The organism is Undibacterium sp. FW305-107, assembly GCF_058788535.1.
The window spans coordinates 618,180-643,636 of the sequence record NZ_JBYTAV010000002.1; the positions used below are offsets into that span (position 1 = coordinate 618,180).

Below are 25,457 nucleotides of genomic sequence, written 5' to 3' on the forward strand. Positions count from 1 at the left end.
GATTATGGCCAAAGCAGATTTTGCTTTCTTTCACCGCTTGCGGGTGCGCTGGTCAGAAGTTGATATGCAGGCCATCGTCTTCAATGGCAATTACCTCAATTATTTTGATGTAGCCTTTACCGAATACTGGCGTGCTACTGGCTTGCCGAATGTAATTGCCCAGGCAGCCGAGGGCAAGGAGTTGTTTGCCCGCAAATCCACCATTGAATACATGGCACCTGCCAGGTTTGATGATGAACTGGATATAGGCGTGCGTTGCGCCAGTATCGGTAGATCTTCCTTGCAGTTCATCCTCGAAATTTATCTTGGTGAAAACCATTTGATATCCGGTGAGCTGGTGTATGTCTATGCCGATACGGAAAAACGCAAGGCAGTTGCCGTCACAGATGCATGGCGTGCGATAATTTCATCCTTTGAAACGCAAGCGCCTGCCGATACCCGAACATGAATACTGAAAACTTCCGCCTGGTTATTGCTGACTGGGCTACTCTGCAAAAAGATGCCCAGGCGATACGCTATGAAGTCTTCGTCATTGAACAAAAAATCCCTGCTGAATTAGAGTGGGATGCTGCTGATGCGCAATGTGTGCATGCAGTTGCTTACGATGAAAATGACAAGGCAGTGGGAACGGGCCGCCTTTTACCTGATGCACATATTGGTCGCATGGCTGTGCTGGCAACGGCACGTGGCTTGGGTGTAGGTGCAAAGATTCTGCGGGCTTTGATGGTGGAAGCGCAGGCAAGAGGGGAGCCAGCGGTGCGTTTGAACGCGCAACAGTCCGCAGAAAATTTTTATCTCAAGGAAGGTTTTGCCCGTGATGGTGAAATTTTTGAAGAGGCTGGCATTCCCCATGTCAGCATGGCCTATCATTTCACCTGATTGAATGAGCTACGGCAAAGCAGCCTCAATTGCGTTAAGGGATAATTTTGCTGAGTTCCTGTCAATATTAAATGCCGTTCTGCATATGTGACAGGGCGGCATTTTTTACTTCAAGCTTTACGCGCCTCGTCTTGCTGGGAGAAACTGATTTTTCCACTCAGTAATTGCCAGTACATGACCCAGTCCCCCATGAAAGAGAATAACGGTTGTTTGAACGAGGCCGGGCGGTTCTTTTCGAAAACAAAATGACCTATCCAGGCAAAGCCATAGCCGCAGATGGGGGCTGCCAGTAAATATCCAGCATGGCCGGTAACGATAAAGGTGGCGATACTCAAAATCACCAGGCTGCTTCCAAGAAAGTGCAATTGCCTGCAAGTTTTATTACTGTGTTCAGTCAGGTAAAAAGCATAAAACGTTGAAAAATCAGTATATTTTTCCGCCATTTTTGTCTCCCTCTCGCTTCCGTATCTCTCAATAGCTTTGTACAGATATGTTAGGACAAGTATCAACTTGATGTGAGTATTTTTCTAAATCTTCAAATGATTTATCAAATTGTCCATTGCGGCGGCGTAAATAATGGTAAATTGCAATATTGACATTGTAAAAATATCTACTATTATGCAAGTTGATATATCTTTAAGAAATAACTATATATGATTTTTGCTACTAAGCATGGTCTTGTGATAGTTATATTTAATGGCATAAGTGTTTGAAGTTAAAAGCTTTATTTAAAGACACAATTTTTAATAATTTCCTTGTGGCATTAAAATTCGTGTGGCAATATGAGTTTGTCGAACAAACTTATGCAAGCCCTGAGCATTCAAACCAAGTCAAACATTTTTGCCGCTGACAACGTTTTTGGGGGAATCATGAACATCGAGAATTCGAAAGTCTCCACCCGCCTTATTACTGGCTTTGGCTTGGTTTTGAGTTTGTTGCTGGTTGTCCTGTTGCTGGGAACAACTTACATGGCGAAGATGCATCAGCGTCTCGAAGAAATCGCCAACGTCAATAATGTACAGTCCAAACTGGCATCAACCATGTATCTCACCGTGACCGAACGGGCGCTGGCTTTGCGCAATCTCATTTTATTGTCAGACGAAGCAGAAATTCAGATAGAAGTGAAAAGGATAGCCGCACAAAATAAGAAATATGCTGAGGCTGAAGATAAACTCACGCAGATGCTGAGAGCGGACCCAAATGCCACGCCAGAGCAAATTGCCTTGCTGGGTAAGATCAGGGATCAGGCAAAATTATCAGAACCTTTTATCACTAAAGGCGCGGAGCTGGGCGTCAATAAGCAAGGTGATGAAGCCTATAAATTGTTGCGCTTCGAATTTCGTCCCATACAAAAGAAATGGTGGGACTTGCTGAATGAATTTATTTCTGATGAAGAAAAACAAAATTCTGAGGCCATCGCTCAGGCACAGCAAGATTATACCGACGCGAAAAAACTCATGTACATGTTTGGTGTTGCGGCCTTGCTGGTTGGCATGCTGGCAGCATGGCTCATCGTCAGGAGTTTGCTGAAACAATTGGGTGGCGAGCCACGCCATGCAGTGCAAATAGCCGAAAGAATTGCTGCGGGCGATTTGTCTGTACCCATCAACCTTGCTGATAAGGACACACATAGTCTCATGCATGCCATGCATGAAATGCAAAAAGGATTGGCAGACATTGTTGGTATGGTGCGTTCAGGTACTGATACGATCGCTACCGCGTCCAGGCAAATTGCTTCAGGCAATATGGATTTATCTTCCCGTACCGAGGCACAGGCTGGGTCTCTGGAGGAAACGGCATCCTCAATGGAAGAGCTGACCTCGACCGTCAAACAAAATGCCGACAGTGCCAGGCAGGCCAATCTCCTGGCGCAATCTGCCTCTGACGTTGCTGTCAAGGGCGGTACTGTGGTTTCTGAAGTTGTTCAGACCATGGGTTCCATCAATACTTCTTCCCGCAAGATTGTTGACATTATCGGTGTTATCGATGGCATTGCTTTTCAAACCAATATTCTTGCCTTGAACGCCGCTGTAGAGGCTGCCCGTGCTGGTGAGCAAGGTCGCGGTTTTGCTGTGGTTGCCACCGAGGTCAGGAATCTGGCTCAGCGCTCTGCCGAGGCTGCGCGTGAAATCAAGCATCTGATTGATGACTCGGTCACAAAAGTTGATATCGGGGCCAAATTGGTCGATCAGGCTGGGCTGACCATGGATGAAATTGTGGTCAGCATCAAGCGTGTTACCGGCATCATGAGTGAGATCATGCTGGCAAGCCAGGAGCAAACTGTAGGGATCGAACAAATCAATGAAGCCATCGTGCAGATGGATGACGTTACCCAGCAAAATGCTGCCTTGGTGGAAGAAGCTGCTGCTGCCGCTACGGCTTTGCAAAATCAGGCGGATGACTTGTCTGAACTGGTCAGCACCTTCCAACTGGCGACTGAGAAAAATGCTCAGCCTGCTTGGCGCGAGCCTGTCATGGCTGATAAGAAAATTGTCCCACTGATAAAGAAAGCCGCACCGCAGGATAAAAATAAAAGTGCTGTGAAACAGATTAAGCGTGTGGCGAATGCGAACAGTAATTCTCAACCAGGCAATGCTGATTGGGAAGAGTTTTAATGAACTGAATCAAGTTGGACACCGTAGTAAAACCAGAGGCAGTAACAGTGCCAGGAGCAACATATGCAAGCGAATACGAGCATATTGGAAAGCAAGCCTGAAGTTGAGCAGACGACGGTCAGGGTAGAGCGCAGAACGCAATTTGGCCGTTTTGTGCAAAGCCCCCACACTAGTGGAGTGGATATCAAATGGCATTACGGTGTTGTCAATTCCAATGCACGTGAACGCTTGATGCGCCAAAGCCCGGCTACTTTGTGGCTGACCGGCTTGAGTGGAGCAGGAAAATCTACCTTGGCCTATGCTTTGGAAAAAATATTGCTGGAACGTGGTCATTGTTGCTTTGTTGTCGATGGCGATAACCTGAGACATCATTTGAATAGCGACCTGGGGTTTTCTGCCCATGACAGACGCGAAAACATACGCAGGGCCGCTGAGGTCGCGCATCTCATGAATGAGGCAGGGATTATTGCCATCACTGCGTTTATTTCACCGTTTCGCGATGACAGGGCAATGGCGAAAGAAATCATAGGGCAAGAGCGTTTTGTCGAAGTACATGTCAGCACCCCAGGAGTTGTCTGCGAAAGGCGCGATCCCAAAGGCCTGTATGCCAAAGCCCGCAGAGGCGAAATCCCTGAATTTACCGGCGTTTCAGCTCCATACGAAGCACCGCTGGATCCTGACCTTGAAATCAATTCTGAGCAACACACCATAGAGGAAGCGGCAGAGAAACTCTACAAACACCTGATAGGATTATGCTATATCAAATAGCGATAAATAGTGGAAAATTCATGTCAGCCGAGATCAATTATTCAGTGCAAGCCTATGATGTGTTTAATGGTGACGCCGATGGCATTTGCGCCTTGCACCAACTCAGACTGGCTGAGCCCCGTGCTGCAGAACTGATCACTGGTGCCAAGCGGGATATTGATTTGCTGAGTCGCTTCGCTACCAAATCAGGTGACAGAGTGACAGTTCTGGATGTTTCACTTGACAGCAATATTGCAGCATTGCGCAAGCATCTTAATGCCGGTGCAGAAATTACTTACTTCGATCATCACAATGCAGCACAGGCCTTTGAGCATGAACATCTGCATTTGCATTGCGACATGGCTGCCGATGTATGCAGCAGTATTCTGGTCAATCGCCATCTGAACCATCAGCATTGGAAGTGGGCCGTAGTGGCGGCTTATGGTGATAACTTGCCGGCAGTCGCAACTGCGATGGCAAGCGACGCTGGCCTGAATGAATCGCAACGCGACCAGTTGCAAGAGCTTGGTACTTTGCTCAACTACAACGCTTATGGCGAATCAGTGGATGATTTGCATTTTCACCCTGCTGCTTTGTACCTGGCTGTACATGAGTATGTTGACCCCTTTGATTTTTTGAATGGGGCTGCGCAATTTGTAGTGCTGCGTAGTGCCTATGCCAGTGATATGGCATTCATGCAAGGTTTGCGGGCTTACAGGCAAAGTGAATTAACGTCCATCTATATCTTGCCTGCACAGGCATGGGCCAGAAGAGTCTCAGGCATTCTGGCAAATCAATTGACGCAAGAGCAGCGCGGAAAATCTTTCGCGGTGCTGACCGCAAAATCAGATGGCAGTTATGTTGTCAGCATACGCTCGGGTGATGCAGATAATTGCCCGGCCAGTCAATTTTGCGCAACGTTCGCTACAGGTGGTGGGCGACGTGGTGCAGGGGGCATCAACAATTTACCCGCATCAGATGTAGATGGTTTTATTCAAGCTTTTATAGCTTATTTCGACAAAATGGAAAAACCTCAGCTCAGTCTGTCCTGATCTGACAGGATAGCAAGCTGGATCTTCCAGATTCGTACCTTCAAGCACGGGGAGAGCATCATGGCAGAATCAGATAGTGTGACAAGTGTAAAAAAAGTGGCTACTGACAGTAAGCGACCGACCCCCGTCCTGATGATACCCTTGCGCCGCTGCGGCAGCCATGCCTTGCGTCTGCGCCTGAATAACAGCAAGGAATTTTATTCGCCTTATCCCTTGCATATTGTCGATTTCATGCCTCTGGTACCGCGCTATGGCGATTTGAACGATGATGAATCTTACTTCAGGCTCGTCGTTGATGTCATCGGTTTGCAGGCCGCCAGCATGGTGAAATGGAAAGGCATGGTATTTGATCCGGTGGATGTGTTTGAGTCTATCAAGAATGATCAACGCAGTGTCCACAGGATATTGTGGGAATTGTTATTACGCACTGGTGAGCACCATCATGCCAGTATCGTCATGGATAAATCACTCGATAGCGTGCATTATGCTGAGGAGCTTTTGCAGCTTTTCCCAAATATGCTGTTCCTGAATGTGGTCAGGGACCCAAGGGCGCAGGTTGCTTCGATGAACAAGGCAATTATTCATGATTATGATTCGACTTTGAATGCCATGGCCTGGCTGGAAGCTCATCAACTGTCGCGCGATATTGTCAAACTCCACCCAGATAGAGTGCTGACCATACGTTATGAAGATTTTTTAAGTAACCAGGAAACAGTACTAAGGGCGATTTGCGATTTCTTTGGCATACAGTTTTTACCAGAGATGCTGGATGTCACCCATTCCAGCGAGGCACAACAAATTTCTCAAATGTCAGCCTTATGGGCAACCAACCGTTTCCCGCCTGTCATGGCAAACAAGGATAAATTCAAGCAGCAATTGAGCATGCAGGAAATCGAAGTCATAGAAAGCCTGACCAAAGAATTCATGCAACTGTATGGTTATGAAATGATGACGGATGCCAGTCTGGAGTTAAGTCCAGAAGTGCTTGCAGCAGCTAAGGACAAATCCAGCAAAGGCAGGGTAGAAGCCTGGGATAGCCTGAAGCATGACAATTACAAGGACTATGTCTTGCGCCGCTTCAGGGCAGATTACCTGGCAAGTCTGAACCAGCGCCTGCCTGTGCATGCATAGAAATTAAAAATGAAGAGGTTGTTTCGAAATTAAGATGGCTAGGCGTTGCTGACGCTGACAGTACTTTAGTACCGGGTTTTACATTTTGGAGACGCAACAACGCCAGGTTAATTTCGCAACAACCTCTAAACCAGTGCAACCATGATGCCAGCACCTGTCACAAGGGTGCCGGCTATTCTTTCTGTGATCACCGCATACCTTTCCTGGGTTGCCCAGTGACTGGCTTTGCTGGCCAGCATGCCATATCCCAACAGAATAAAAAATTCAGGGATGATGGAGCAGGCTGCCAGTATCAGCATCTGCACACCTACCGGTTCCCTGGGGTCTATGAATTGCGGCAATATCGCCACAAACATCAACAGGGTTTTGGGATTCATCAATTGCAGCATGAGTGCGCTGCTGAATATTTTCCTGCCACTAAGTGCTACGCCATCCAGTTTGGATATGGTCAATGGCGATGGTTTGCCAAAGATGGCAGACAAACCAAGATAGACCAGATAAGCCGCACCCAGGTATTTAATCGCCATAAATACTTGTGGCGAAGCCAGTATCAGCGAACCTATGCCTGTTGCCGATACTGCAAAGTAAATAGCATTACCCGTCAATATACCTAACGTAACAAACAGGGAGGTGCGCCAACCCCTGGCTATGCCATAGGCAACCACCATCATGACTGCCGGGCCGGGTGATAGCGACAAGGCAGCTTCTGTCGCGGTAAACAAGGCCCAGCTTTCCAGATTCATTGCCATCGCTGCTTATGCCTTCACAAAATCGTGAATTGCCGTCAGAACCTGATCGGCCTGTTCTGACATCAGAGAATGACCACAATTGTCTATGATCTTTTGCTGGCTGTTTGCGATGGCTTTGCTCAAGGTCAGGCTGGCCTTTGCTGGTGTCATCATGTCTTTTTTACCGAGTATGAACAGGCTGGGGCAGGTTACTGATTGTGCGGCTGCTTCGCCATTGGCATATGCATTGCACGCAGCAAAATCAGTATAAAAAACCTTGTCAGGATTGATGGCAGAAATACGCTGCATCAGGCGCTGGCTGACACCCATGACATAAAAGCCCGGCCCAGGACAGGATGGTTTGTGCGCGATGGAGGTATGCGACCAGATATTTACCATATCAATTGCGGCCTGCTCTTCATCGCGGGCGGCATTGAGCAAGGTGTCTGATACTTTCATGGGGTAGGCTGTACCAACCATGATGAGTTTGCTGACACGTGAGTTCGCTTTGAAGCAGCTCTCCAGCGCGATCAGGGAACCCATACTATGCCCGATCAGCGTGGCTTGCGCTATGCCTGCTACATCCAGCAAAGTAAGCAGCCAGTTTGCCATTTGTTCTACGCTGGTCAGCGCCTGGCCTTTGCTGCGGCCATGACCGGGCAAGTCGACTGCCAGTACATTAAAACCGTGATGTGCCAGATAGCGAGTCTGCAAACCCCAGACCGAGTGATCGTTTTGTGCGCCATGGATGAACACCAGCGTCGGCAGGGCAGGGTTGTAAGCCTTGCCACCGGTATAGCAATAGGCTGCATGGCCATTGACTTCGAATAACATCTCAGGCTCCTTTCTGTGCAGCTTTGAGACCACGGGACAGGTCTTCGATCAGGTCTTCGACATTTTCAAGCCCTATCGACAGACGCATGGTTCCCTCGGTAATGCCGGATGCCAGCAATTGTTCTGCTGGTACGCGGAAATGCGTGGTTGAGGCTGGATGGATGGCCAGCGACTTGGCATCACCGACATTGGCCAGGTGAGAGAAGATATTCAGTGACTCAATAAAGCGTTGTCCGGCAGCGCGGTTACCCTTGATATTGAATGAAAATACTGCACCGCAACCTTTGGGTAACAAGGTTTTTGCGAGTTCATAGTCAGGGTGATTTGCCAGTTCAGGGTAAGAGACAGAATCGACTGCAGGATGCGCAACCAAAAATTCGACGACTTTGCGGGTATTAGCCACATGTCTGTCCATGCGCATGCCCAGGGTTTCTATGCCTTGCAAGATGGTGAAGGCATTGTGCGGGCTCATGCAGGCACCGAAGTCGCGCAGGCCTTCACGTCTGGCCCTGAGTGAAAATGCGGCGACTGTCGATTCTTCGCTGAATACCATGCCGTGGAAGCCGTCATAAGGCTCACAGAGCTCGGCAAAATGCCCGGTCTTTTCATAGGCTGCCTGCCAGTCAAACGTGCCGCCATCGACCAGCAAGCCGCCTATGGCCGTACCGTGGCCACACAAGAACTTGGTCGCGGAGTGGAACACCAGGTCAGCGCCATGATCAAATGGCTTCAGCAGGTAAGGCGTGGTGAAGGTCGAATCCAGCATCAGTGGCAAATGATGTTCATGCGCAATCTCTGCAACTGCCGGGATGTTCAGTACGTCCAGACCCGGGTTACCCAGGGTTTCGGCAAACAAAACTTTGGTATTAGGGCGTATCGCGGCACGCCAGGCATCCAGGTCACGCGGGTCCACAAAAGTCGTTTCTATGCCAAAACGCTTCATCGTATAGGCAAGCAAATTTTGCGAGCCACCGTATAAGGCGCGCGACGCAACCACATGAGAACCTGCACCAGCTATCGTTGTCAGGCCCAGGTGCATGGCAGCTTGCCCGCTGGCAACTGCGATGCCAGCGACACCACCTTCCAGTGCTGCAATTCTTTCTTCCAGTACTGCATTGGTGGGGTTGGAGATGCGTGAATATACATGGCCCGCTCTTTCCATATTGAAGAGCGAGGCAGCATGATCTGAATCCTTGAACACAAAAGAGGATGTCAGGTAAATGGGGGTCGCTCGTGCGCCTGTGGCTGGATCAGGCGCAGCGCCCGCATGCAGGGACAAGGTGTCAAAGCCGTGGTATTTAGGGCCGCTCATTGGTCAGAGTCTCCATATTGTGAGGCAGCAATGCTACCATCGCTGACACCGAAGGTGCAAAAGACAGGCAAAATGCACGTGAATTCAAGAATAAAATATTTTACATGCTGGATTTTTTGCAAGGCTTGCGATACATTGCAATGAAGGTTCACATAAATGCATAGAGGAGGGGCATCATGAAAGTTTCAGAGATACTTCAAGTGAAGGGTAATATCCTTTTCACGATCACACCTGATATCCCTATTACCGAAGCTGTCAGCGTCATGGAAGAGAAAGACATCGGTTCTCTGGTCGTGATGGAATATGGCGATCTGGTTGGCATACTGACTTTCCGCGAAGTCATACGTGCAATTCATAAAAACCAGGGCTCACTGGGTACTGGCACCGTACGCAAATACATGGACGACCACCCTCTGACTGTGACACCAGAGACAGAAGTCAATGAAGTGCGCCGCATGATGCTGGAAAAGCATTCACGTTACCTGCCTGTCATGGATGCAAAAACCTTGCTGGGCGTGATCTCATTCTATGACGTAGCCAGGGCCGTGCTCGAAGCGCAAAGCTTTGAAAACAAGATGTTGAAAGCCTATATCCGTGACTGGCCTGTTGAAGAAAATGAGCAATGATCGCCAGTGACATCACTTGTGACTGAGGTGATTGAAGTAATGGATTAAATACAGTACGTTGATCTCTATTTCAGGATAGCGAATGAAGCCAGACAGTTGCACAGCAGAGCCAGACTTGTACGGCACCCGTTGCATGGAGGTCATGTCACGTGAGCTGGATTCCAGGGTTTGCAGTGTGTTGCGTCTGGCCAGAGGCAGTATTCCTGACTGCACAGCACGCCGCGCCAGCCTGCATGGCCGTGAGAACGCTGTCCCTAAAGTAGATATCAATATGCACTAAACCAATTGACGCCCGCAAGCTTGTATAGCGGGCGTTTTTTATTGTCTGTTTGGACGCTAGATAAGGAAAATAATATGCATATCGCTGTTGTTGGTGCCGGATTAGCAGGTTTGACAGTTGCGCGTCAGTTGCAGGCGCAAGGTCATCATGTCACTGTGTATGAAAAGAGCATGGGCGTCAGTGGCCGCATGAGTACCAGACACACAGAGTTAGGTGGTTTTGATCATGGGGCGCAATACTTCACCGCCAGCTCGGACCGCTTTAAAAAAGAAATTGCAGACTGGAAAAAATTTGGTTGGGTTGTTCCCTGGACGGCCAAGCTGGCAACGCTGGAAGCTGGTAACAGTAAACCGGCAGGGCGCAGCGGCACGCGTTATATTGCCGTACCCGGTATGAGTTCTCTGGGCAAGCAACTGGCGCATGGTCTGGATGTGCGTGCAGAGCAACAGGTCAGTGCTCTCGAAGCGCATGGCAAGCAATGGTTGCTGTCCATTAGATCAGCAACCGTACCTATCGCGGCAACTGCCGGGCCGTTTGATGCAGTGATACTGGCTATTCCAGCCGATCAGGCAGAACCCCTGCTGAGTGTGGCTCCAGCCCTTGCCAAGCAGGCAAAGCAGGCGCACCTGGCGCCATGCTGGACCTTGATGCTGGGCTTCCAGACTTCACTGGACCTGCCATATGACGGTGCCTGGATCAATAATTCCCGCCTTGGCTGGATAGCGCATGATGATGCCAAACCTTTGCATAGAGCTGGTGAACGCTGGGTTTGCCACGCAACCCAGGCATGGAGTGTTGAGCATCTGGGAGATGACGATGAGAGGGTAAAAGAAAAATTGACCAAGGCCTTCCACGAAGCTACGGGTTCATGGATACAGCCCATCCATGCTGTCGTGCATCGCTGGCGTTACGCTGAGGCGGTAAGGCCAGTTGACTCTGATTTCTTATGGAATGGCAAGCAGGGAATAGGTGTCTGCGGTGACTGGTTTGCTGCTGGTCTTGAAGGTGCAGGGAAGGTGGAAAATGCCTTCCTTAGTGCGTTGGCACTGGCGAAGGCAATTTCCTGACCGATTGCCAGCTTATTGCTGGCTTTATTTGAGTAAACTGGCGAGCCCGCGTGCGGGTTTGCCAGCATCATGCAGGGTCCAGCTCTTGCGTATGCCTTTGGGTACATGCCAGAGTGCTTTAGTGCCAGCACGGAAGAGCACGGTATCACCTGGCTTCAGGGAAAACTTTTTCCCTTCATATTCAATGTCCACGCCGCCTTCCAGAACGTAGATACTTTCATCAAGCTGGTAATGCCATTCAAAAGTAGATGGGCCATCGCACTCAAAAATGCCTGAGCTGGTGTCGCCATCATGGGATTTGAAAAATTCAGCGGCACGAAAATTCGGCTTTCCTTCCTTGATCCAGGAGGGATCAACCTCAAAGGGTTTGACGGGCAAGTTGACAGCAGTTGCACTTGCGGGCTGTGCCTGCGTGACATAGGCGATAGCCTGGTAGGACGTGACCCCCAGCAAGGTAAGCAAAACTGCTGCTGCGCCTATCGTCAGTGATTTTTTCATGCTCTATACTCTCCTTGCCATAAGAGTAACACTGAGTTTTAATCCAGGATGAAAAACAAGGTTAAATTGCAGTGGATTGCTTAGTATTTTTGCAATTTTTGAATTAACTCAAGTTATACATGAGCACGTTCACCGGTTTGCAAACGCCATAATGCCGCATACCCTGCATCCAATGCCAGCAATTCGTCATGCGTGCCACTCTCCATGATCTTGCCAGCTTCCAGCAAATGTATGCAATCTGCCTGACGTACCGTGGATAAGCGATGGGCGATGACGATGGTGGTGCGGTTGCGGCTGACGACATCCAGACTGCGTTGTATCGCTGCTTCAGTCTCGTTATCGACGGCACTGGTGGCTTCGTCCAATATCAGTATAGGTGGATTTTTCAAAATGGCCCTTGCCAATGCCAGGCGCTGGCGCTGGCCACCAGACAGTTTTTGCCCGCGCTCACCTATGCGTGTGGCAAAACCCAGCGGTAGTTTTGAAATGAATTCCATAGCTTCTGCTGCCTGCGCTGCATCCCGGATGGCTGCGTCATCAGCATCCTGCATGCCATAGGCGATATTGTCGGCTATCGTGCCATCGGTCAGGAAACTGTCTTGTGCGACATAGCCTATGCAGCGGCGCAGATCTTGCAGGTTGATATCATTGATTTCTGTGCCGTCCAACGTGATTTTTCCTGCTTGTGCAGAGTAGAAGCGCAATAGTAGTTTCACCAGGGTCGATTTACCTGAACCGGTGGAACCGACAAAAGCAACAGTCTTGCCGGCTGGTATATGCAAGCTGATTTGCTGCAAGGTTTTCTGGTCACCGTAAGCAAAATCCACTTGATTTAACTGCAGCTCACCTTTGATCTGGGAAGGTGCAACATGTTTGCCTTCGTAAGGAATATTGATCTTGGTATCCAGCAAGCCCATGGCACGGTCTATGGCGGACATCGAACGCTGGTACATGTCTGCGACTTCAGCCAGGCCTGTCATAGGCCACAACAAACGCTGCGTCAGGTACACCAGTACAGAATAAGCACCGACAGCCAAGTCACCCTGCAAAGTCAGCCAGCCACCGTAGACCATGGTTGCTGTAAAGCCAGCCAGAATCGCCATGCGTATGACCGGCGTGATGGCGGCACTGATGGCAATGGCATTGCTGTTGGCCTCGCGATAAGTGTTGCTGGCTTCGGCGATGTGATTCTTTTCAAAACTCTCAGTCGCAAAGGCTTTAATGGTTGCCAGGCCCAGCAGATTATTATTCAGACGGGCGCTGACATCGCCAGCCGCTTCGCGCACTTCAGAATAGCGTGGTGCCAGGCGTTTTTGAAACCAGAATGCACCTATCAATATCAATGGTACTGGCAACAAAGAGATAACTGCCAGAGATGGTTGTAAGGCGAAAAATACTGCACTGACCATGATGGAGGAGCAGATAACCTGGACGATCTGGTTTGCCCCGCCATTGAGGAAGCGCTCCATCTGGTTGATGTCTTCATTGAGGATGGACATCAGATTACCAGTGCGCTGGTTTTCAAAATAAGCCATCTCCAGTTTTTGCACATGGTCGTAAGTATCGAGGCGCAGATCATGCTGCAGGTTTTGTGCCAGTTTGCGCCACTTGATCGACAGCAGATATTCAAACCAGGATTCACCAGCCCAGATCAGGGCATTCACCGCACCAAGGAACATCAGTTGGTGCCAGGTGTCGGTAATGCCAAAACCACCCAGTACCCGCTTGGCCAAAAAGCTCTTGTCGCCATTGATGACGATGTCGACTGCGACACCAATCAAGACCTCTGGCAGGACATCAAAGAATTTGTTCAATATCGAATAAATGGTCGCCAGGCGAAAATCTGTTTTATAGGCCCTGGCATAATTCAGGAGTTTTTTAAGCGGGTGGACTGATGGCATGGCAGAATTTACTTAATGGCAGAAGATGGCAAAAAAACAAAAGAGACTGCAAATTCTACAGTCCCTTCGTTATTTATGCTTGACTATGTCAATTATTAATCTTCCCGGCGCAGATGCGGGAACAGGATCACGTCACGGATATTAGGTGAGTCAGTAATCAACATCATCAAACGATCTATACCTATGCCGCAACCGCCAGTCGGTGGCAGGCCATATTCAAGGGCGCGGATGTAATCAGCATCGTAGTACATGGCTTCTTCATCGCCTGCATCTTTTGCCGCAACCTGTGCCTGGAAGCGCGCTGCCTGGTCTTCTGCATCATTCAATTCCGAGAAACCATTGGCGATTTCACGGCCTGTCATGAACAGCTCGAAACGCTCGGTGATGCCTGCAACTGTGTCAGAGGCACGCGCCAGTGGCGAGACTTCGACCGGATAATCGATGATATAGGTCGGGTCCCACAATTGTGCTTCTGCGGTTTCCTCAAACAAGGCCAGTTGCAATGCACCCAGACCGGCTGTGGCGAAAGGTTTGACGCCAAACTTCAACAGTTCTTTTTTGATGAATTCAGCATCATGCAGTTGTTCGTCGGTGTAACCCGGTGCATATTTATTGATGGCACCAACGATAGTCAGGCGCTGGAAAGGCTTGCTCAAATCCAGTTCGCGACCCTGGTAAGTCAGTACGGCTGTGCCGTGCGCATCTTCAGCGGCTTTGCGGATGACTTGTTCAGTAAAGTCCATGAGCCATTTGTAATCGACATAGGCTGCATAGAATTCCATCATCGTGAATTCTGGATTGTGGCGTGGTGACACACCTTCATTGCGGAAGTTGCGGTTAACTTCAAACACACGGTCAAAACCACCGACGACCAGACGCTTCAGATACAGCTCAGGCGCGATACGCAGATACATTTGCATGTCCAGCGCATTGTGGTGGGTGATGAAAGGCTTGGCTGCCGCACCGCCAGGTATGACATGCAACATTGGCGTTTCCACTTCCATGAAATCATTACTGTTCATGAATGTGCGGATAGAGTTCATGGCGGCTGTACGCGCCTTGAACGTACGGCGCGTGTCTTCACTCATGATGAGGTCGACATAGCGCTGGCGGTATTTGGTTTCCTGATTGGCGAGGCCGTGGAATTTGTCAGGCAAGGGGCGCAGCGATTTTGTCAGCATGCGCAAGGTCATGACCTTGACTGTCAATTCATCGGTTTTTGTTTTGAACAGGACGCCTTCTATGCCAAGGATATCGCCCAGGTCATAGTGACGGAAGGCTTCCATTTCGGCTTCGCCGGTTTTGTCTGTGGTGACATATAACTGTATGCGGCCATCGGCTTTGATGCCGGACGCATCTTGCAGTGTCGCGAAGGCTGCTTTTTTGCCAGCTTCACGTTTCAGCATCATGCGGCCAGCGACACTGACTTCAACATTCAGTGCTTCCAGTTCTTCGCGGCTCATTGCGCCGTATTTTTCTGCCAGTTCCGCTGCCTTGTGTTGTGGGCGGAAATCATTGGGGAACGCTACGCCTTTGGAGCGGATAGCATCGAGTTTGGCGCGACGTTCGGCGATGATGGAATTTTCATCAACAGGCAATTCACCTGCTGTCGTGTTATTGATATCAGACATAATTTTCCCTAAGGGAGGGCAGGCATCTGGCCTGCGGGTTTTGATTCTTTAAGGCTGCGCAGGCGGTCGCCTGCGCACTGCACAAAATAATTACACGCCTTGCTTTAAGGATGCCGCGATGAATTCATCCAGGTCACCATCCAGAATTGCCTTGGTGTTGCCTGATTCAAAATTCGTGCGTAAATCCTTAATGCGGGATTGATCCAGTACATAAGAACGGATCTGGTGACCCCAGCCTACGTCGGTCTTGGAATCTTCCAGATTTTGTTTTTCACTCATACGCTTGCGCAGCTCGAGTTCAAACAACTTGGCCTTCAACATTTCCCATGCTTCTGCGCGGTTCCTGTGCTGGCTGCGGTCATTCTGGCATTGGACAACGATGCCGGAAGGGCCATGCGTCAAACGAACAGCGGAATCGGTTTTATTAATATGCTGACCACCCGCACCAGAGGCGCGGTAAGTATCGGTACGCACATCCGCCGGGTTGATATCGATCTCAAAAGAGTCGTCTACTTCAGGATAGACAAACAGGCTGGAGAAAGAAGTATGGCGGCCATTGTTGGAATCGAATGGAGACTTGCGTACCAGACGGTGTACGCCGGTTTCCGTGCGCAAGAAGCCGTAGGCATATTCGCCTTCGACTTTCAAAGTGGCAGTCTTGATGCCTGCGATATCACCATCAGACTGTTCCATGATTTCGACTTTGAAGCCCTTGCGCTCGCAATAGCGTAGATATTGACGCAACAGCATGGATGCCCAATCCTGTGCTTCCGTACCACCGGCACCAGCCTGGATATCGATAAAGCAGTTATTCGGGTCCATGGGGTTGTTGAACATGCGGCGGAATTCCATGCCTTCAACCAGCTCACGCAGGCTCTGTGCATCAACTTCTATGGCTTCCAGGGTGTCGTCGTCGTTTTCTTCGCGCGCCATGGCGAACAGGTCATTGGCATCGCGCAGGCCGCTATCCGCTTTGACGAGCGTGTTGACGACATTTTCCAGGGATTTTTTTTCTTTGCCTAATTCCTGGGCGCGTTTTGGATCATTCCAGACGGCGGGGTCTTCCAGCTCGGCGTTGACTTGTTCGAGTTTCTCTGACTTGATATCGAAGTCAAAGATACCTCCGGAGTTCGGCTTCGCGGACTGTCAGGTCGGCGAGCAGGGCGGACAGGCTATTGAGGCGTTCAGCTTCCATGATAGGTATACTTTTCTAATGCAATCAAACCTTGCATTATACCTTGCTGCAGCGCGCTTAATGTAAATTGGGCACCAGGATATGCTCAAATCGGATAAAACCCCGACAAATTTGCCAGGGTTTAATTGATCATTTGCTAAAACAGTGTTTAGTTCGGTACTCAACTCATAAGGCACCAAGGTCAAGCATGGTATTACCAGACCGAATTGGTGATGGTTGGCTTGGATTCCCTGTGGCTTTCCATCCACTTCGCCAGGTGGGTTTTGAAGCAGGATGGACAGATATGGTATTGCGTCTGGGTAGACTGACCACCATGGGGGAAAGATTCTTCCTCTTCAAGTTGAAGGGTGGTGATGGATTTTTCATGCTCTTTGGCTGCCCAGTTCTCATCCCACTTGGATTCCGCACCACAGACATCACAGGTGAGCTTGTCAAAAACCTCTTCAGTATGCTCAAGTATTAATACTGTTTTCATGTGTTTCATACTTCCTCCCTGTAGTGTTGATGACCTGAGTTTGGTGGCAAGTGATGATTTGATTCTACATCAGTGGCAGAGCATGAAAAGAGTCAGATCAAAAAAAAGCTGTGTTGACCGGTGCGGGCCAGCACAGCTTTTATTCTTTTGTCAGATTCCCCTTACTTTATCAGCGTCTGCCGGTCTTGCTGGCGGCAGCTTTAGGCTTTGCTGACTTGTATGCCAGGGCAGGTCGTGCTGGTGTGGTGGCCGATGTTTTGCCTGGTGTCGTTTTGGCATTTGCTGCAGCGCGCGCATATGATTTTTTGCCAAAAGTATCAATTTTGGGCGCAGCTACGCGCTTGCCATTGGCAACACCACTTTCATCTATGGTGATAGGGATATGCGGCTGGCGCAGCGGGATCAGATGTCGTGGTCCGCTACCTATCAAGTCACGCCTGCCCATGCGTACCAGGGCTTCATGAATGATTTCCCAGTTTTCTGGAGCGTGATAGCGCAACAGCGCCTTGTGCAACTTGCGTATCTTGCCTGAACGTGCTGTCTCCACTACTTCAGAATCCGCAGTGACTTTCTTGAGTGGATTCTTGCGTGTGTGGTACATGGTGGTTGCCAGCGCCATAGGAGTAGGCATGAAGGTTTGTACCTGATCCAGCTTGAAATCATTTTTCTTGAGCCACACAGCCAGGTTCACCATGTCTTCATCGGTAGAGCCAGGATGGGCCGCGATAAAGTAAGGGATCAGGTATTGTTCCTTGCCAGCTTCTTTCGAATACTTCTGAAACATGGCTTTGAACTCATCATAGCTGCCTATGCCGGGCTTCATCATCTTGGACAAAGTATCAGCTTCGGTATGTTCAGGTGCGATCTTCAACAAGCCGCCGACGTGATGGGTGACCAGTTCTTTTACATATTCAGGGGAGCGTACTGCCAGATCGTAGCGCAGGCCGGAACTGACCAACACTTTCTTTATGCCGGGAAGGGCGCGCGCCTTGCGGTAAATTGATATCAGCTTGCTGTGGTCGGTGCCCAGATTGGAACAGATGCTTGGGTACACGCAGGACAGGCGACGGCAGGATTCTTCTATCTTTTTATCCTTGCAGGCCAGGCGATACATATTCGCCGTTGGGCCGCCAAGGTCGGAAATGGTACCGGTAAAGCCTTTGACCTTGTCGCGGATTTCTTCTATCTCGCGCAAAATCGATGGCTCAGAGCGGCTTTGTATGATGCGGCCTTCATGTTCTGTAATCGAGCAGAAAGTGCAGCCTCCAAAGCAGCCGCGCATGATATTCACCGAGAAACGTATCATTTCCCAGGCCGGTATGCGCGCCTTGCCATAAGCTGGATGTGGCGCACGCGCATAGGCACGGTCATACACGCCATCCATTTCATCCATGGCCAGTGGCAGTGGTGGCGGGTTCAGCCAGACATCGCGGTCGCCGTGGCCTTGCACCAGTGCCTTGGCATTGCCTGGATTTGCCTCCAGATGGAATACGCGAGAGGCATGCGCATACAACACGGCATCTTCCCTGACTTCATCAAAGGAGGGCAGGCGTATCACGGATTTGTGTTGTTTGTTACGCAACATAAGCTGGCGCTCTTCGCGGCTCATGATGCGTATGGCTTGCAGTTGCACGACGTCAGCCTTGGTTTCAGCTTTGACTTCAGGCTTGGCTTCCGCAGACACGGCAGTAGTCGCAGGTGCATCGCCCGTGGCGCATTTTGCTTCTTTCTCCGGCACCATCGCATACGGGTCGGTATGCGCTTCTATCTTGCCCGGCGTATCAATTTTGACAGAATTGATTTCTGTCCATTCTTCATCTGGCAGCCAGCCTTTTGGCGTCATGAAAGCAGTGCCGCGCAAATCGCGGATATCTTTGATGGCTTCACCATTTGCCAGGCGGTGCGTCAGATCAATGAGGGCGCGTTCGGCATTACCGAACAGGAGAATGTCGGCTTTCGAATCAGGCAGAACAGAACGTCTTACCTTGTCAGACCAGTAATCATAATGGGCAATACGACGCAAGCTGGCTTCTATACTGCCAGCGACAATATTGGCATCCGGGTAAGCTTCACGGGCGCGCTGGGCGTAAACCACCAGAGCGCGGTCTGGGCGCTTGGTGCGGTCACCATCGGGCGTGTAGGCATCTTCAGAGCGTATCTTGCGGTCGGCAGTGTAGCGGTTCACCATGGAATCCATATTGCCGGCAGTAACGCCAAAATACAGATTCGGCTTGCCCAGTGCACGGAAAGCATCGGCAGATTGCCAGTCTGGCTGACTGATGATGCCGACGCGGAAACCATGATGCTCCAGCAAGCGGCCTATCAGGGCCATGCCAAAGCTGGGGTGATCGATATAGGCATCGCCAGTGACGAGGATAACGTCGCAACTATCCCAGCCCAGCGCATCCATTTCGGCGCGTGACATGGGGAGGAAAGGTGCAGTATTTTTCCCGCCAACTTCTGGTCGGAAACGAGGAAAAGAGAAAAGATTTTTAGGCTGAGCGTTCATTGGCGGAATTGTACCGGAAAGCTGCTGGTTTTGCGCGATGATAAGGAAATTCTTCTGAAAAATCAAAAGCTTGCATGCACATGCGATGACATATTTGTTAATAATTTATTTTGGTGATTCAAAGCACTGGCAAGCCTTGGCCGATTTTGGATAATTGCCAGAGTTGCTTTAAAACTGTGCTGCAACCAGTCTGCATAGATGGATTGATGCGTTTTTTTTCGAATTTGTTTATCTTTTTAAGAGCTAATTCCATATTAGATATAGCTGTTTTCGCGTAAAATCGCGCCAATATCAATTTGGCAGGAGAAGTATATGAGCATCAAGTCAGACAAGTGGATACGCCGTATGGCAGAACAAACCGGCATGATAGAGCCGTTTGAACCTGGCCAGGTGCGTGAACGTGATGGCAATCGCATTGTCAGCTATGGTACATCCTCTTATGGTTACGATATACGCTGCGCCGATGAATTTAAGATTTTCACGAACATCAACAGCACTATTGTCGACCCCAAAAATTTCGATGAAAAATCTTTTGTCGATTTCAAGGGCGATGTTTGCATCATTCCTCCAAATTCATTTGCGTTGGCACGCACGATGGAGTATTTCCGTATTCCGCGCAGTGTATTGACAATTTGCCTGGGTAAATCCACTTATGCGCGTTGTGGCATCATCGTCAATGTCACGCCGTTTGAGCCTGAATGGGAAGGTTATGTGACTTTAGAGTTTTCTAATACCACGCCATTGCCAGCCAAGATTTATGCAGGTGAAGGTTGTGCCCAGGTGTTGTTCTTTGAAAGTGATGAAGTTTGCGAAACATCCTATAAAGACCGTGGCGGTAAATATCAGGGACAAGTTGGCGTAACTTTGCCGAAAACCTGAATTCAAGACTGAATACAAGACTCAATACAAGACTCAATACAAGAAATTCATGCAGCCGGATTACGCAGCCATACTTCAGACCATTTTTTCTGAAGTCCAGCCTTTATTGTCTCAGGGGGAAGTGGCTTCTTATATTCCTGAGTTATCCAAAGTGTCGGCCCAGCATTTTGGTATGGCCGTGTATTGCCTGGATGGTAGCACGTACAACATAGGCGACAGCCAGCAAAAGTTTTCTTTGCAAAGCGTCACCAAACTGTTCGCGCTGGCGCTGGCATTTTCCCGTGAAGGTGATGCGATTTGGGAGCGCGTGGGGCGTGAGCCTTCCGGCAATCCCTTCAACTCCCTGGTGCAGCTGGAATATGAACGTGGCAAGCCGCGTAACCCATTTATCAATGCGGGCGCGCTGGTCATTGCTGACATCTTGTCGGCCCGCTTTGTGCAGTCGGATATTGCCGTCCAGCAGTTTGCCAGGACCATATCGGGCGAGCCCACCATTGATTTTGATATAGCAGTCGCGCAGTCTGAGCGCCAGACCGCGCACCGTAATTATGCGATCGCGCATTTGATGAAAGATTTTGGCAATCTGCACAACCCCGTCAAAACCGTTATCGACAGCTATTGCCGTCAATGCTCGCTGACCATGACTTGTGCTGAATTGGCCAAGGCAGGCAGCTTCCTCGCCAATCATGGCAGCGTACCCTGGAGTGGGCAGCAGATTCTGGATGCCAGCTCATCCAAGCGCCTGAATGCACTGATGCTGACTTGCGGCACCTATGACGCAGCAGGTGATTTTGCTTATCGTGTGGGTTTGCCAGCCAAGAGTGGCGTTGGTGGTGGTATTTTGGCGCTGGTGCCAGGAGAGCTTGCTGTAGCTGTCTGGTCACCAGGGCTGGACGCAACAGGCAACTCGCTGGCAGGCACTTATGCGCTGGAACGTTTCACTACCCTGACAGCCAGATCCATCTTTTGATTTGCAGCATTTCATGCTCTTCAGCATGAAGTGCTGCATTGTGGACCAGGCCACATATCAAGCAATAGTATCAGGCCACAGTACTAGGCCATAAACCCCAGATTGCGATTTGAAAAATTCACGATATTCGGGAAAATATCATTGATTTGAGTTGTGCTCAGTCCAAACCAGTTCGCCAGGGTAGCACCATACTGATCGACAGAAATCTGCGGCAGCAAACTTCCTGAACCTACGTCCAGACTATGCTTGAGCCCTGTGACTGGGAATTCACCATAAATACCATTGCCTTTGACTGCGCCACCCACGATAAAATGGTGTGAGCCCCAGCCATGATCCGTGCCATCGCCATTGCTGGTAAAGGTCCTGCCAAAATCCGAAGCCGTGAACAAGGTCACCTGCTTGCGCATATCAGTACCCTGCAAGTTACCCATGACACCGTCAAAATAACTGATGGCATGCGCAAGCCTGGCCATCAGGTCTGCATGGGCAGTGCGCTGGACATCGTGAGTATCAAATCCGCCCAGACTGACAAAAAATACTTGCCGTTGTGCGCCCAGAGCGCTGCGTCCGGCGATGATCCTGGCGATTGTTTGCAATTGAGATGCCAGGCCATTATTGGCCAGATTGCCATTGTTCGGATTGGTGTATTGTGTGGGGTTGGGGACGCCAGTAGCACCTGCGGGTGCCATCGCAGGACTGAGCAGGCTTTGCGCATTGATGGAGCGATTGGTGACTGCTGCATGTTCTTTCTGGAACAGATTGGCAGTGTCCGATGCAATGATATTTTTTAAGGGATTGCCAGCTGCGCTGGAACCAAACAAGCTGCCGGTCAGGCCCCCGATAGGCACTGCACCTGACGCGCTGACCTGATATTGATTGACAGTACGGCCAGCGAGGAAAACGGCATTGCCAGAAGTCGATATCGCCGTAAACACCGGATAGGCATTGCTGGAAGCCAGCATGTCACCCATACGCCCACCCCAGCCATAGGCTGCACCTTCTGGTGCATAGGCTTGCCACAGTGATTGCTGGTCATTGTGGGAAAACAATTTTGGTGGCAAGGGTACACTGCCAGCCTTGTATTGCGCCAGAGTAGTTGGCACGATCAAAGGACCGACATTGCTGAGTATGGCGGCACGGCCACTGTCAAACAGGCTCTTTAGCGGCCCCAGTTGCGGGTGTAGCCCAAAGCTGCGACCAGCCTGGGAAGTCGTCGGGCTGAGAGGCAAGACACCACCGCTACTGCCGACAGCGGGCAGGGCAATGGAGCCTGCCTCATTGGTCGTGCGTACAGTCAGGTACTGATTCCACGACGTGCTGTCAGTTGCTAATACGGTGTTCGCATGATCGTTGGCACCATACAGGAACAGGCACACCAGAGCCTTGTAGCCACCGGATGAAGTTTGTGCAGCGGCAGAGCCCATGGTCGCCAGGTTAATGGCGAAGGGCAGGCTTGCGCTACCTGCGGCGCCAGCAGCACCCAGGGCAGTAGAGACGCGTAAAAATTCGCGGCGCGAAGCATTCACTTTAGTCATGATGGATCCCGTTCATTTTTGGACCAGATATTCAGGTGAAGCCATAGTCAGGAAAATTGACAGGTAGACGCGATTCTTTTTCGCTGTATCTGCATTGGCTGTGTTGTTGGTCGGTATGGTGACCGAATTTGCCGCTGTCAAAATCTGGCTGCGTAAATTGCTGCTCATCTGATTCGACATCAGTGTCAAATTCAATTGATCAACTAATTGATCTGGAGTTGCGGCCAAAGCGATCAGACTGCTGTAATCCGCTTTCACGTCACGTGATGAGCCTGTGCCATTCGGAATCACATCGCGCATGAAGTTCAGATAGCCGACGACCGAAGTCTCACCAGTGATTTGCATTTCAGGCGATACCAGGCCTGCATTGGCGATACCAGAATTTGGCGGTACATAACCTGGGCGATAGAAATTGAATACCGTAGGCGAACGCATAGGTGTTTCTGATAAGCCGCTTAATGGATCGTCTGTGCTGGTCAACAGGAAGCGACCAGAAGTCGAGTTCACATTAAATGCCCGCATCCAGTTCGCCAGTCGCAATACCGGCTCCCTGAGTTTGCCAGTATTGGCGAATGTCAGGGTTGTGTCATTGCGGGCTTCATTGTCCAGCAAGATCGCTTTGATGACCGCACGCATGTCACCCCGGACACCTGAACCATTGTTGTTGAAGGCTGCAGCAACCCTGGAAATATATTGTGGACTTGGGTTGCTGGTCACCAGGCGCTGTATCAGTTGCTTGCCTATGAAGGGGCCGACATTTGGATGATTGAAGAGGGTATCCAAAGCGATTTTTAAACTGGCGCCCGGATTGGCTGGAGATTGCGCAGGGATGGTCACGCCCAGGAAGGTCTTGGCAGAAACAGAGTGATACTTGGGGTAGCCTTGCATGGGCAACCAATCGCGGTTGGCATCAGGATTGCCACCAAAAAAGCGGTTGTCATTCTTGTCGGGGCCAGCCCAGCTCCAGCCTGTAAACACTTTGGCCAGGCCCGCAATATCTGCACTGGAATATGTCTCTACTGGTTTGCCACCGTTCAGGACGTAAGTGCCATCCTGATTCAACTGGTACAGGCCAATAGTGAAGAGCTGCATGACTTCACGGGCATAATTTTCGTCGGGAACCTGGGTTCCGGATTCTTTTTGATTGCGCAAAGACGTCAGGTAAGTGCCCATCATTGGATGCAGACTGACAGATTCCAGCAAATTGCGGAAGTTGCCAAAGGCATTGGCACCCAGCGTATCGTAATAACCAGCGACACCACGCGGGTAGTTGGCAACATTACTATCCTGGAAGGAAACGACAAATATTTGCGAAAGCGCAAAGGTGACACGTTGCCTTAACTGGTCATCTCCTTTGATGGCCTGCTGCCAGAATGATTCGAAGAAATTATTCTGACTCAAATCACTCAGGCCATTGATGAAGCCGGCGGCTTGCGCATCCATATAACTGCGATGCAACTTCTGTGGCATCGCCAGTTGTTTGTCTATCCAGGCACTATAGCTGCTGCCGGTCAGACTATTGATTTCTGTTGTGTTAGCGCCAAAGCTGGCTTGCGCCAAAAAGCGTGATGCCTGTGCCGGAGTAGGGGCATTGCTATTGGTGGCCTGAAAGCCGACCAAGGCCTGTATCATGCCATTGGCAATGCTGGAATCTGTAGGCGTGACAGTTGAGGCCAGCGCCATTCCTTTGGTGATGGAATCTTCTTTGCGAAGATAGGTGAAGCCCTGCTGTATCGCAAAATTCTTTGCAACATTGGTTTTATTGTCGAGCAGGCTGCTTACCCAGCCATTGACTGCGTCACCCGCGTAGCCATGGGCGGCAATCAGCATGGAGCGTACTACAATACCACGCGTTACCGTGCCATTGGCCAGGCTATTTACCCAGTAATCCAAGCCAGCCTTGTCGGGTGGTGTGCGGCTCAGTACATTGCGATAAACATTGGTAACAAAATCAACATTGGTGGCGTTTGGTGAATAGCCTGTCAAGGCCGCATCCTGTATGGCTGCGACATAAAAAGAATCACCTATCTGTTCTATGGTCGCGCCATTTTTGAATTGAGTAATCCAGTAAGCCAGTCCATTCGCATCGGGGACGCGGTTGAAATAGGCAATATACAGCTCAATGATGTTATTCAAATCGTTGGCAGCAATGCTGGTTGACAGGCTGGCGATCTGCAGATTGACTGAGACATCTTTAAAGATCAGTTGCTGAATACTGGTGTCAACACTGGTAGTGCCATCCGTGCCAATATTGTCTTTGACTGAGTAGCCAAAACTGGTTGGCGTAATAGTGTAATTTGAACGATTGCCGCCAAAGCTGATGGTCGTACTGGTTACTACGGGTGCTGGCGCAAACAGTCGTTCTAATACCGTTGGAGGGGCAGCAGCAGGTTCGCCGGTTGTTGAGCTGGTTTTTTGATCGCCACCACAGGAACTCAGTAAGAAAACAGATAAAACAAGCAAGCATTGCCTGATTGCGGGTAGCTTGATGATTGGCATGGTGACTCCTAATTGTCCACACTCAGATAATACATTCTGGAAGGCAATTCTAATCCAAGCCCTTACCACCATTGACCATAAAGTGTAACAAACA

At 49.9% G+C, this 25,457-nt stretch carries 23 protein-coding genes; 11 read left to right on the top strand and 12 right to left on the bottom strand.

Annotation, left to right across the window (positions count from 1 at the left end; translation table 11 throughout):
- The first annotated feature begins 4 nt into the window (after positions 1-4).
- Positions 5-448, top strand: coding sequence for an acyl-CoA thioesterase (locus AC3WQT_RS06860; RefSeq protein ID WP_492703030.1), 444 nt, complete (start codon positions 5-7; stop codon positions 446-448).
- On the top strand, positions 445-879 hold the full coding sequence (locus AC3WQT_RS06865; RefSeq protein ID WP_492703031.1) for a GNAT family N-acetyltransferase: 435 nt from the start codon (positions 445-447) through the stop codon (positions 877-879). The genes AC3WQT_RS06860 and AC3WQT_RS06865 overlap by 4 nt, the downstream gene beginning before the upstream one ends.
- A 110-nt stretch (positions 880-989) precedes the next feature.
- Here AC3WQT_RS06865 and AC3WQT_RS06870 read toward each other — a convergent pair whose 3' ends face one another.
- Positions 990-1,322, bottom strand: coding sequence for an Mpo1-like protein (locus AC3WQT_RS06870; RefSeq protein ID WP_492703032.1), 333 nt, complete (start codon positions 1,320-1,322; stop codon positions 990-992).
- A gap of 426 nt (positions 1,323-1,748) precedes the next feature.
- Between AC3WQT_RS06870 and AC3WQT_RS06875 the strand changes: the two genes are divergently transcribed.
- From AC3WQT_RS06875 to AC3WQT_RS06890, 4 genes are all read left to right on the top strand, one after another.
- Positions 1,749-3,494 (top strand): methyl-accepting chemotaxis protein, encoded by a 1,746-nt coding sequence (locus AC3WQT_RS06875; RefSeq protein ID WP_492703034.1) that lies wholly within the window; start codon positions 1,749-1,751, stop codon positions 3,492-3,494.
- A gap of 63 nt (positions 3,495-3,557) precedes the next feature.
- Positions 3,558-4,262 carry an adenylyl-sulfate kinase gene (cysC, locus tag AC3WQT_RS06880; protein ID WP_492703035.1) on the top strand — a complete coding sequence of 235 codons (705 nt, stop codon included), beginning with the start codon at positions 3,558-3,560 and terminating at the stop codon, positions 4,260-4,262.
- A gap of 20 nt (positions 4,263-4,282) precedes the next feature.
- Positions 4,283-5,293, top strand: a complete 1,011-nt coding sequence (locus tag AC3WQT_RS06885) for a hypothetical protein (RefSeq protein ID WP_492703037.1) — start codon at positions 4,283-4,285, stop codon at positions 5,291-5,293.
- A gap of 60 nt (positions 5,294-5,353) precedes the next feature.
- Positions 5,354-6,424: a sulfotransferase family protein gene (locus AC3WQT_RS06890; RefSeq protein WP_492703038.1), complete on the top strand. Its 1,071-nt coding sequence runs from the start codon at positions 5,354-5,356 to the stop codon at positions 6,422-6,424.
- Between the two features lie 125 nt (positions 6,425-6,549).
- On the opposite strand, the gene AC3WQT_RS06895 is transcribed toward AC3WQT_RS06890, so the two are convergent.
- The 3 genes from AC3WQT_RS06895 to AC3WQT_RS06905 are packed head-to-tail and all read right to left on the bottom strand — an operon-like array spanning position 6,550 to position 9,298.
- Positions 6,550-7,167 (bottom strand): LysE family translocator, encoded by a 618-nt coding sequence (locus AC3WQT_RS06895; RefSeq protein WP_492703040.1) that lies wholly within the window; start codon positions 7,165-7,167, stop codon positions 6,550-6,552.
- Positions 7,168-7,179: 12 nt separating this feature from the next.
- The gene (locus AC3WQT_RS06900) at positions 7,180-7,986 is read right to left on the bottom strand and encodes an alpha/beta fold hydrolase (protein WP_492703041.1); all 807 of its coding nucleotides are present in this window, start codon (positions 7,984-7,986) and stop codon (positions 7,180-7,182) included.
- Position 7,987: 1 nt separating this feature from the next.
- A complete protein-coding gene (locus AC3WQT_RS06905) occupies positions 7,988-9,298 on the bottom strand; it encodes an O-acetylhomoserine aminocarboxypropyltransferase (protein WP_492703043.1) in 1,311 nt (436 codons plus the stop codon).
- A gap of 176 nt (positions 9,299-9,474) precedes the next feature.
- On the opposite strand from AC3WQT_RS06905, the gene AC3WQT_RS06910 reads away from it, so the two are divergent.
- The 3 genes from AC3WQT_RS06910 to AC3WQT_RS06920 all read left to right on the top strand — a co-directional run bounded on the left by AC3WQT_RS06910 (position 9,475) and on the right by AC3WQT_RS06920 (position 11,271).
- Positions 9,475-9,924 carry a CBS domain-containing protein gene (locus tag AC3WQT_RS06910; protein WP_110253649.1) on the top strand — a complete coding sequence of 150 codons (450 nt, stop codon included), beginning with the start codon at positions 9,475-9,477 and terminating at the stop codon, positions 9,922-9,924.
- Between the two features lie 82 nt (positions 9,925-10,006).
- On the top strand, positions 10,007-10,204 hold the full coding sequence (locus tag AC3WQT_RS06915; protein ID WP_492703045.1) for a hypothetical protein: 198 nt from the start codon (positions 10,007-10,009) through the stop codon (positions 10,202-10,204).
- Positions 10,205-10,278: 74 nt separating this feature from the next.
- Positions 10,279-11,271, top strand: coding sequence for an NAD(P)/FAD-dependent oxidoreductase (locus AC3WQT_RS06920; RefSeq protein WP_492703046.1), 993 nt, complete (start codon positions 10,279-10,281; stop codon positions 11,269-11,271).
- A gap of 24 nt (positions 11,272-11,295) precedes the next feature.
- Here AC3WQT_RS06920 and AC3WQT_RS06925 read toward each other — a convergent pair whose 3' ends face one another.
- The 6 genes from AC3WQT_RS06925 to AC3WQT_RS06950 form a co-directional block, all read right to left on the bottom strand.
- Positions 11,296-11,769: a cupin domain-containing protein gene (locus AC3WQT_RS06925; protein WP_492703047.1), complete on the bottom strand. Its 474-nt coding sequence runs from the start codon at positions 11,767-11,769 to the stop codon at positions 11,296-11,298.
- Positions 11,770-11,882: 113 nt separating this feature from the next.
- A complete protein-coding gene (locus AC3WQT_RS06930; RefSeq protein ID WP_492703049.1) occupies positions 11,883-13,670 on the bottom strand; it encodes an ABC transporter ATP-binding protein in 1,788 nt (595 codons plus the stop codon).
- A 95-nt stretch (positions 13,671-13,765) separates the two neighbouring features.
- The gene (gene lysS / locus AC3WQT_RS06935) at positions 13,766-15,301 is read right to left on the bottom strand and encodes a lysine--tRNA ligase (RefSeq protein WP_492703050.1); all 1,536 of its coding nucleotides are present in this window, start codon (positions 15,299-15,301) and stop codon (positions 13,766-13,768) included.
- 90 nt (positions 15,302-15,391) lie between these two features.
- Positions 15,392-16,496, bottom strand: a protein-coding gene (gene prfB, locus AC3WQT_RS06940) for a peptide chain release factor 2 (RefSeq protein ID WP_186951525.1) whose coding sequence is annotated in 2 segments (ribosomal slippage) — positions 15,392-16,414 and positions 16,416-16,496 — 1,104 coding nt in all. Because the reading frame shifts where the segments join, the coding sequence is not laid out codon by codon here.
- Between the two features lie 193 nt (positions 16,497-16,689).
- Positions 16,690-16,971 (bottom strand): hypothetical protein, encoded by a 282-nt coding sequence (locus AC3WQT_RS06945; RefSeq protein WP_492703051.1) that lies wholly within the window; start codon positions 16,969-16,971, stop codon positions 16,690-16,692.
- 169 nt (positions 16,972-17,140) lie between these two features.
- A complete protein-coding gene (locus tag AC3WQT_RS06950) occupies positions 17,141-19,396 on the bottom strand; it encodes a YgiQ family radical SAM protein (RefSeq protein WP_492703052.1) in 2,256 nt (751 codons plus the stop codon).
- A 396-nt stretch (positions 19,397-19,792) separates the two neighbouring features.
- Between AC3WQT_RS06950 and dcd the strand changes: the two genes are divergently transcribed.
- Both dcd and AC3WQT_RS06960 read left to right on the top strand, forming a co-directional pair.
- Positions 19,793-20,359: a dCTP deaminase gene (gene dcd / locus AC3WQT_RS06955; RefSeq protein WP_186945400.1), complete on the top strand. Its 567-nt coding sequence runs from the start codon at positions 19,793-19,795 to the stop codon at positions 20,357-20,359.
- Between the two features lie 49 nt (positions 20,360-20,408).
- Positions 20,409-21,329, top strand: coding sequence for a glutaminase (locus AC3WQT_RS06960; RefSeq protein ID WP_492703053.1), 921 nt, complete (start codon positions 20,409-20,411; stop codon positions 21,327-21,329).
- Positions 21,330-21,412: 83 nt separating this feature from the next.
- Here the strand turns inward: AC3WQT_RS06960 and AC3WQT_RS06965 are convergent, their stop codons facing one another.
- A complete protein-coding gene (locus AC3WQT_RS06965) occupies positions 21,413-22,864 on the bottom strand; it encodes a DUF1501 domain-containing protein (protein ID WP_492703054.1) in 1,452 nt (483 codons plus the stop codon).
- A 12-nt stretch (positions 22,865-22,876) separates the two neighbouring features.
- Entirely contained in the window at positions 22,877-25,363 is a 2,487-nt protein-coding gene (locus AC3WQT_RS06970; protein ID WP_492703055.1) for a DUF1800 family protein, read from the bottom strand.
- Positions 25,364-25,457 lie beyond the last annotated feature (94 nt).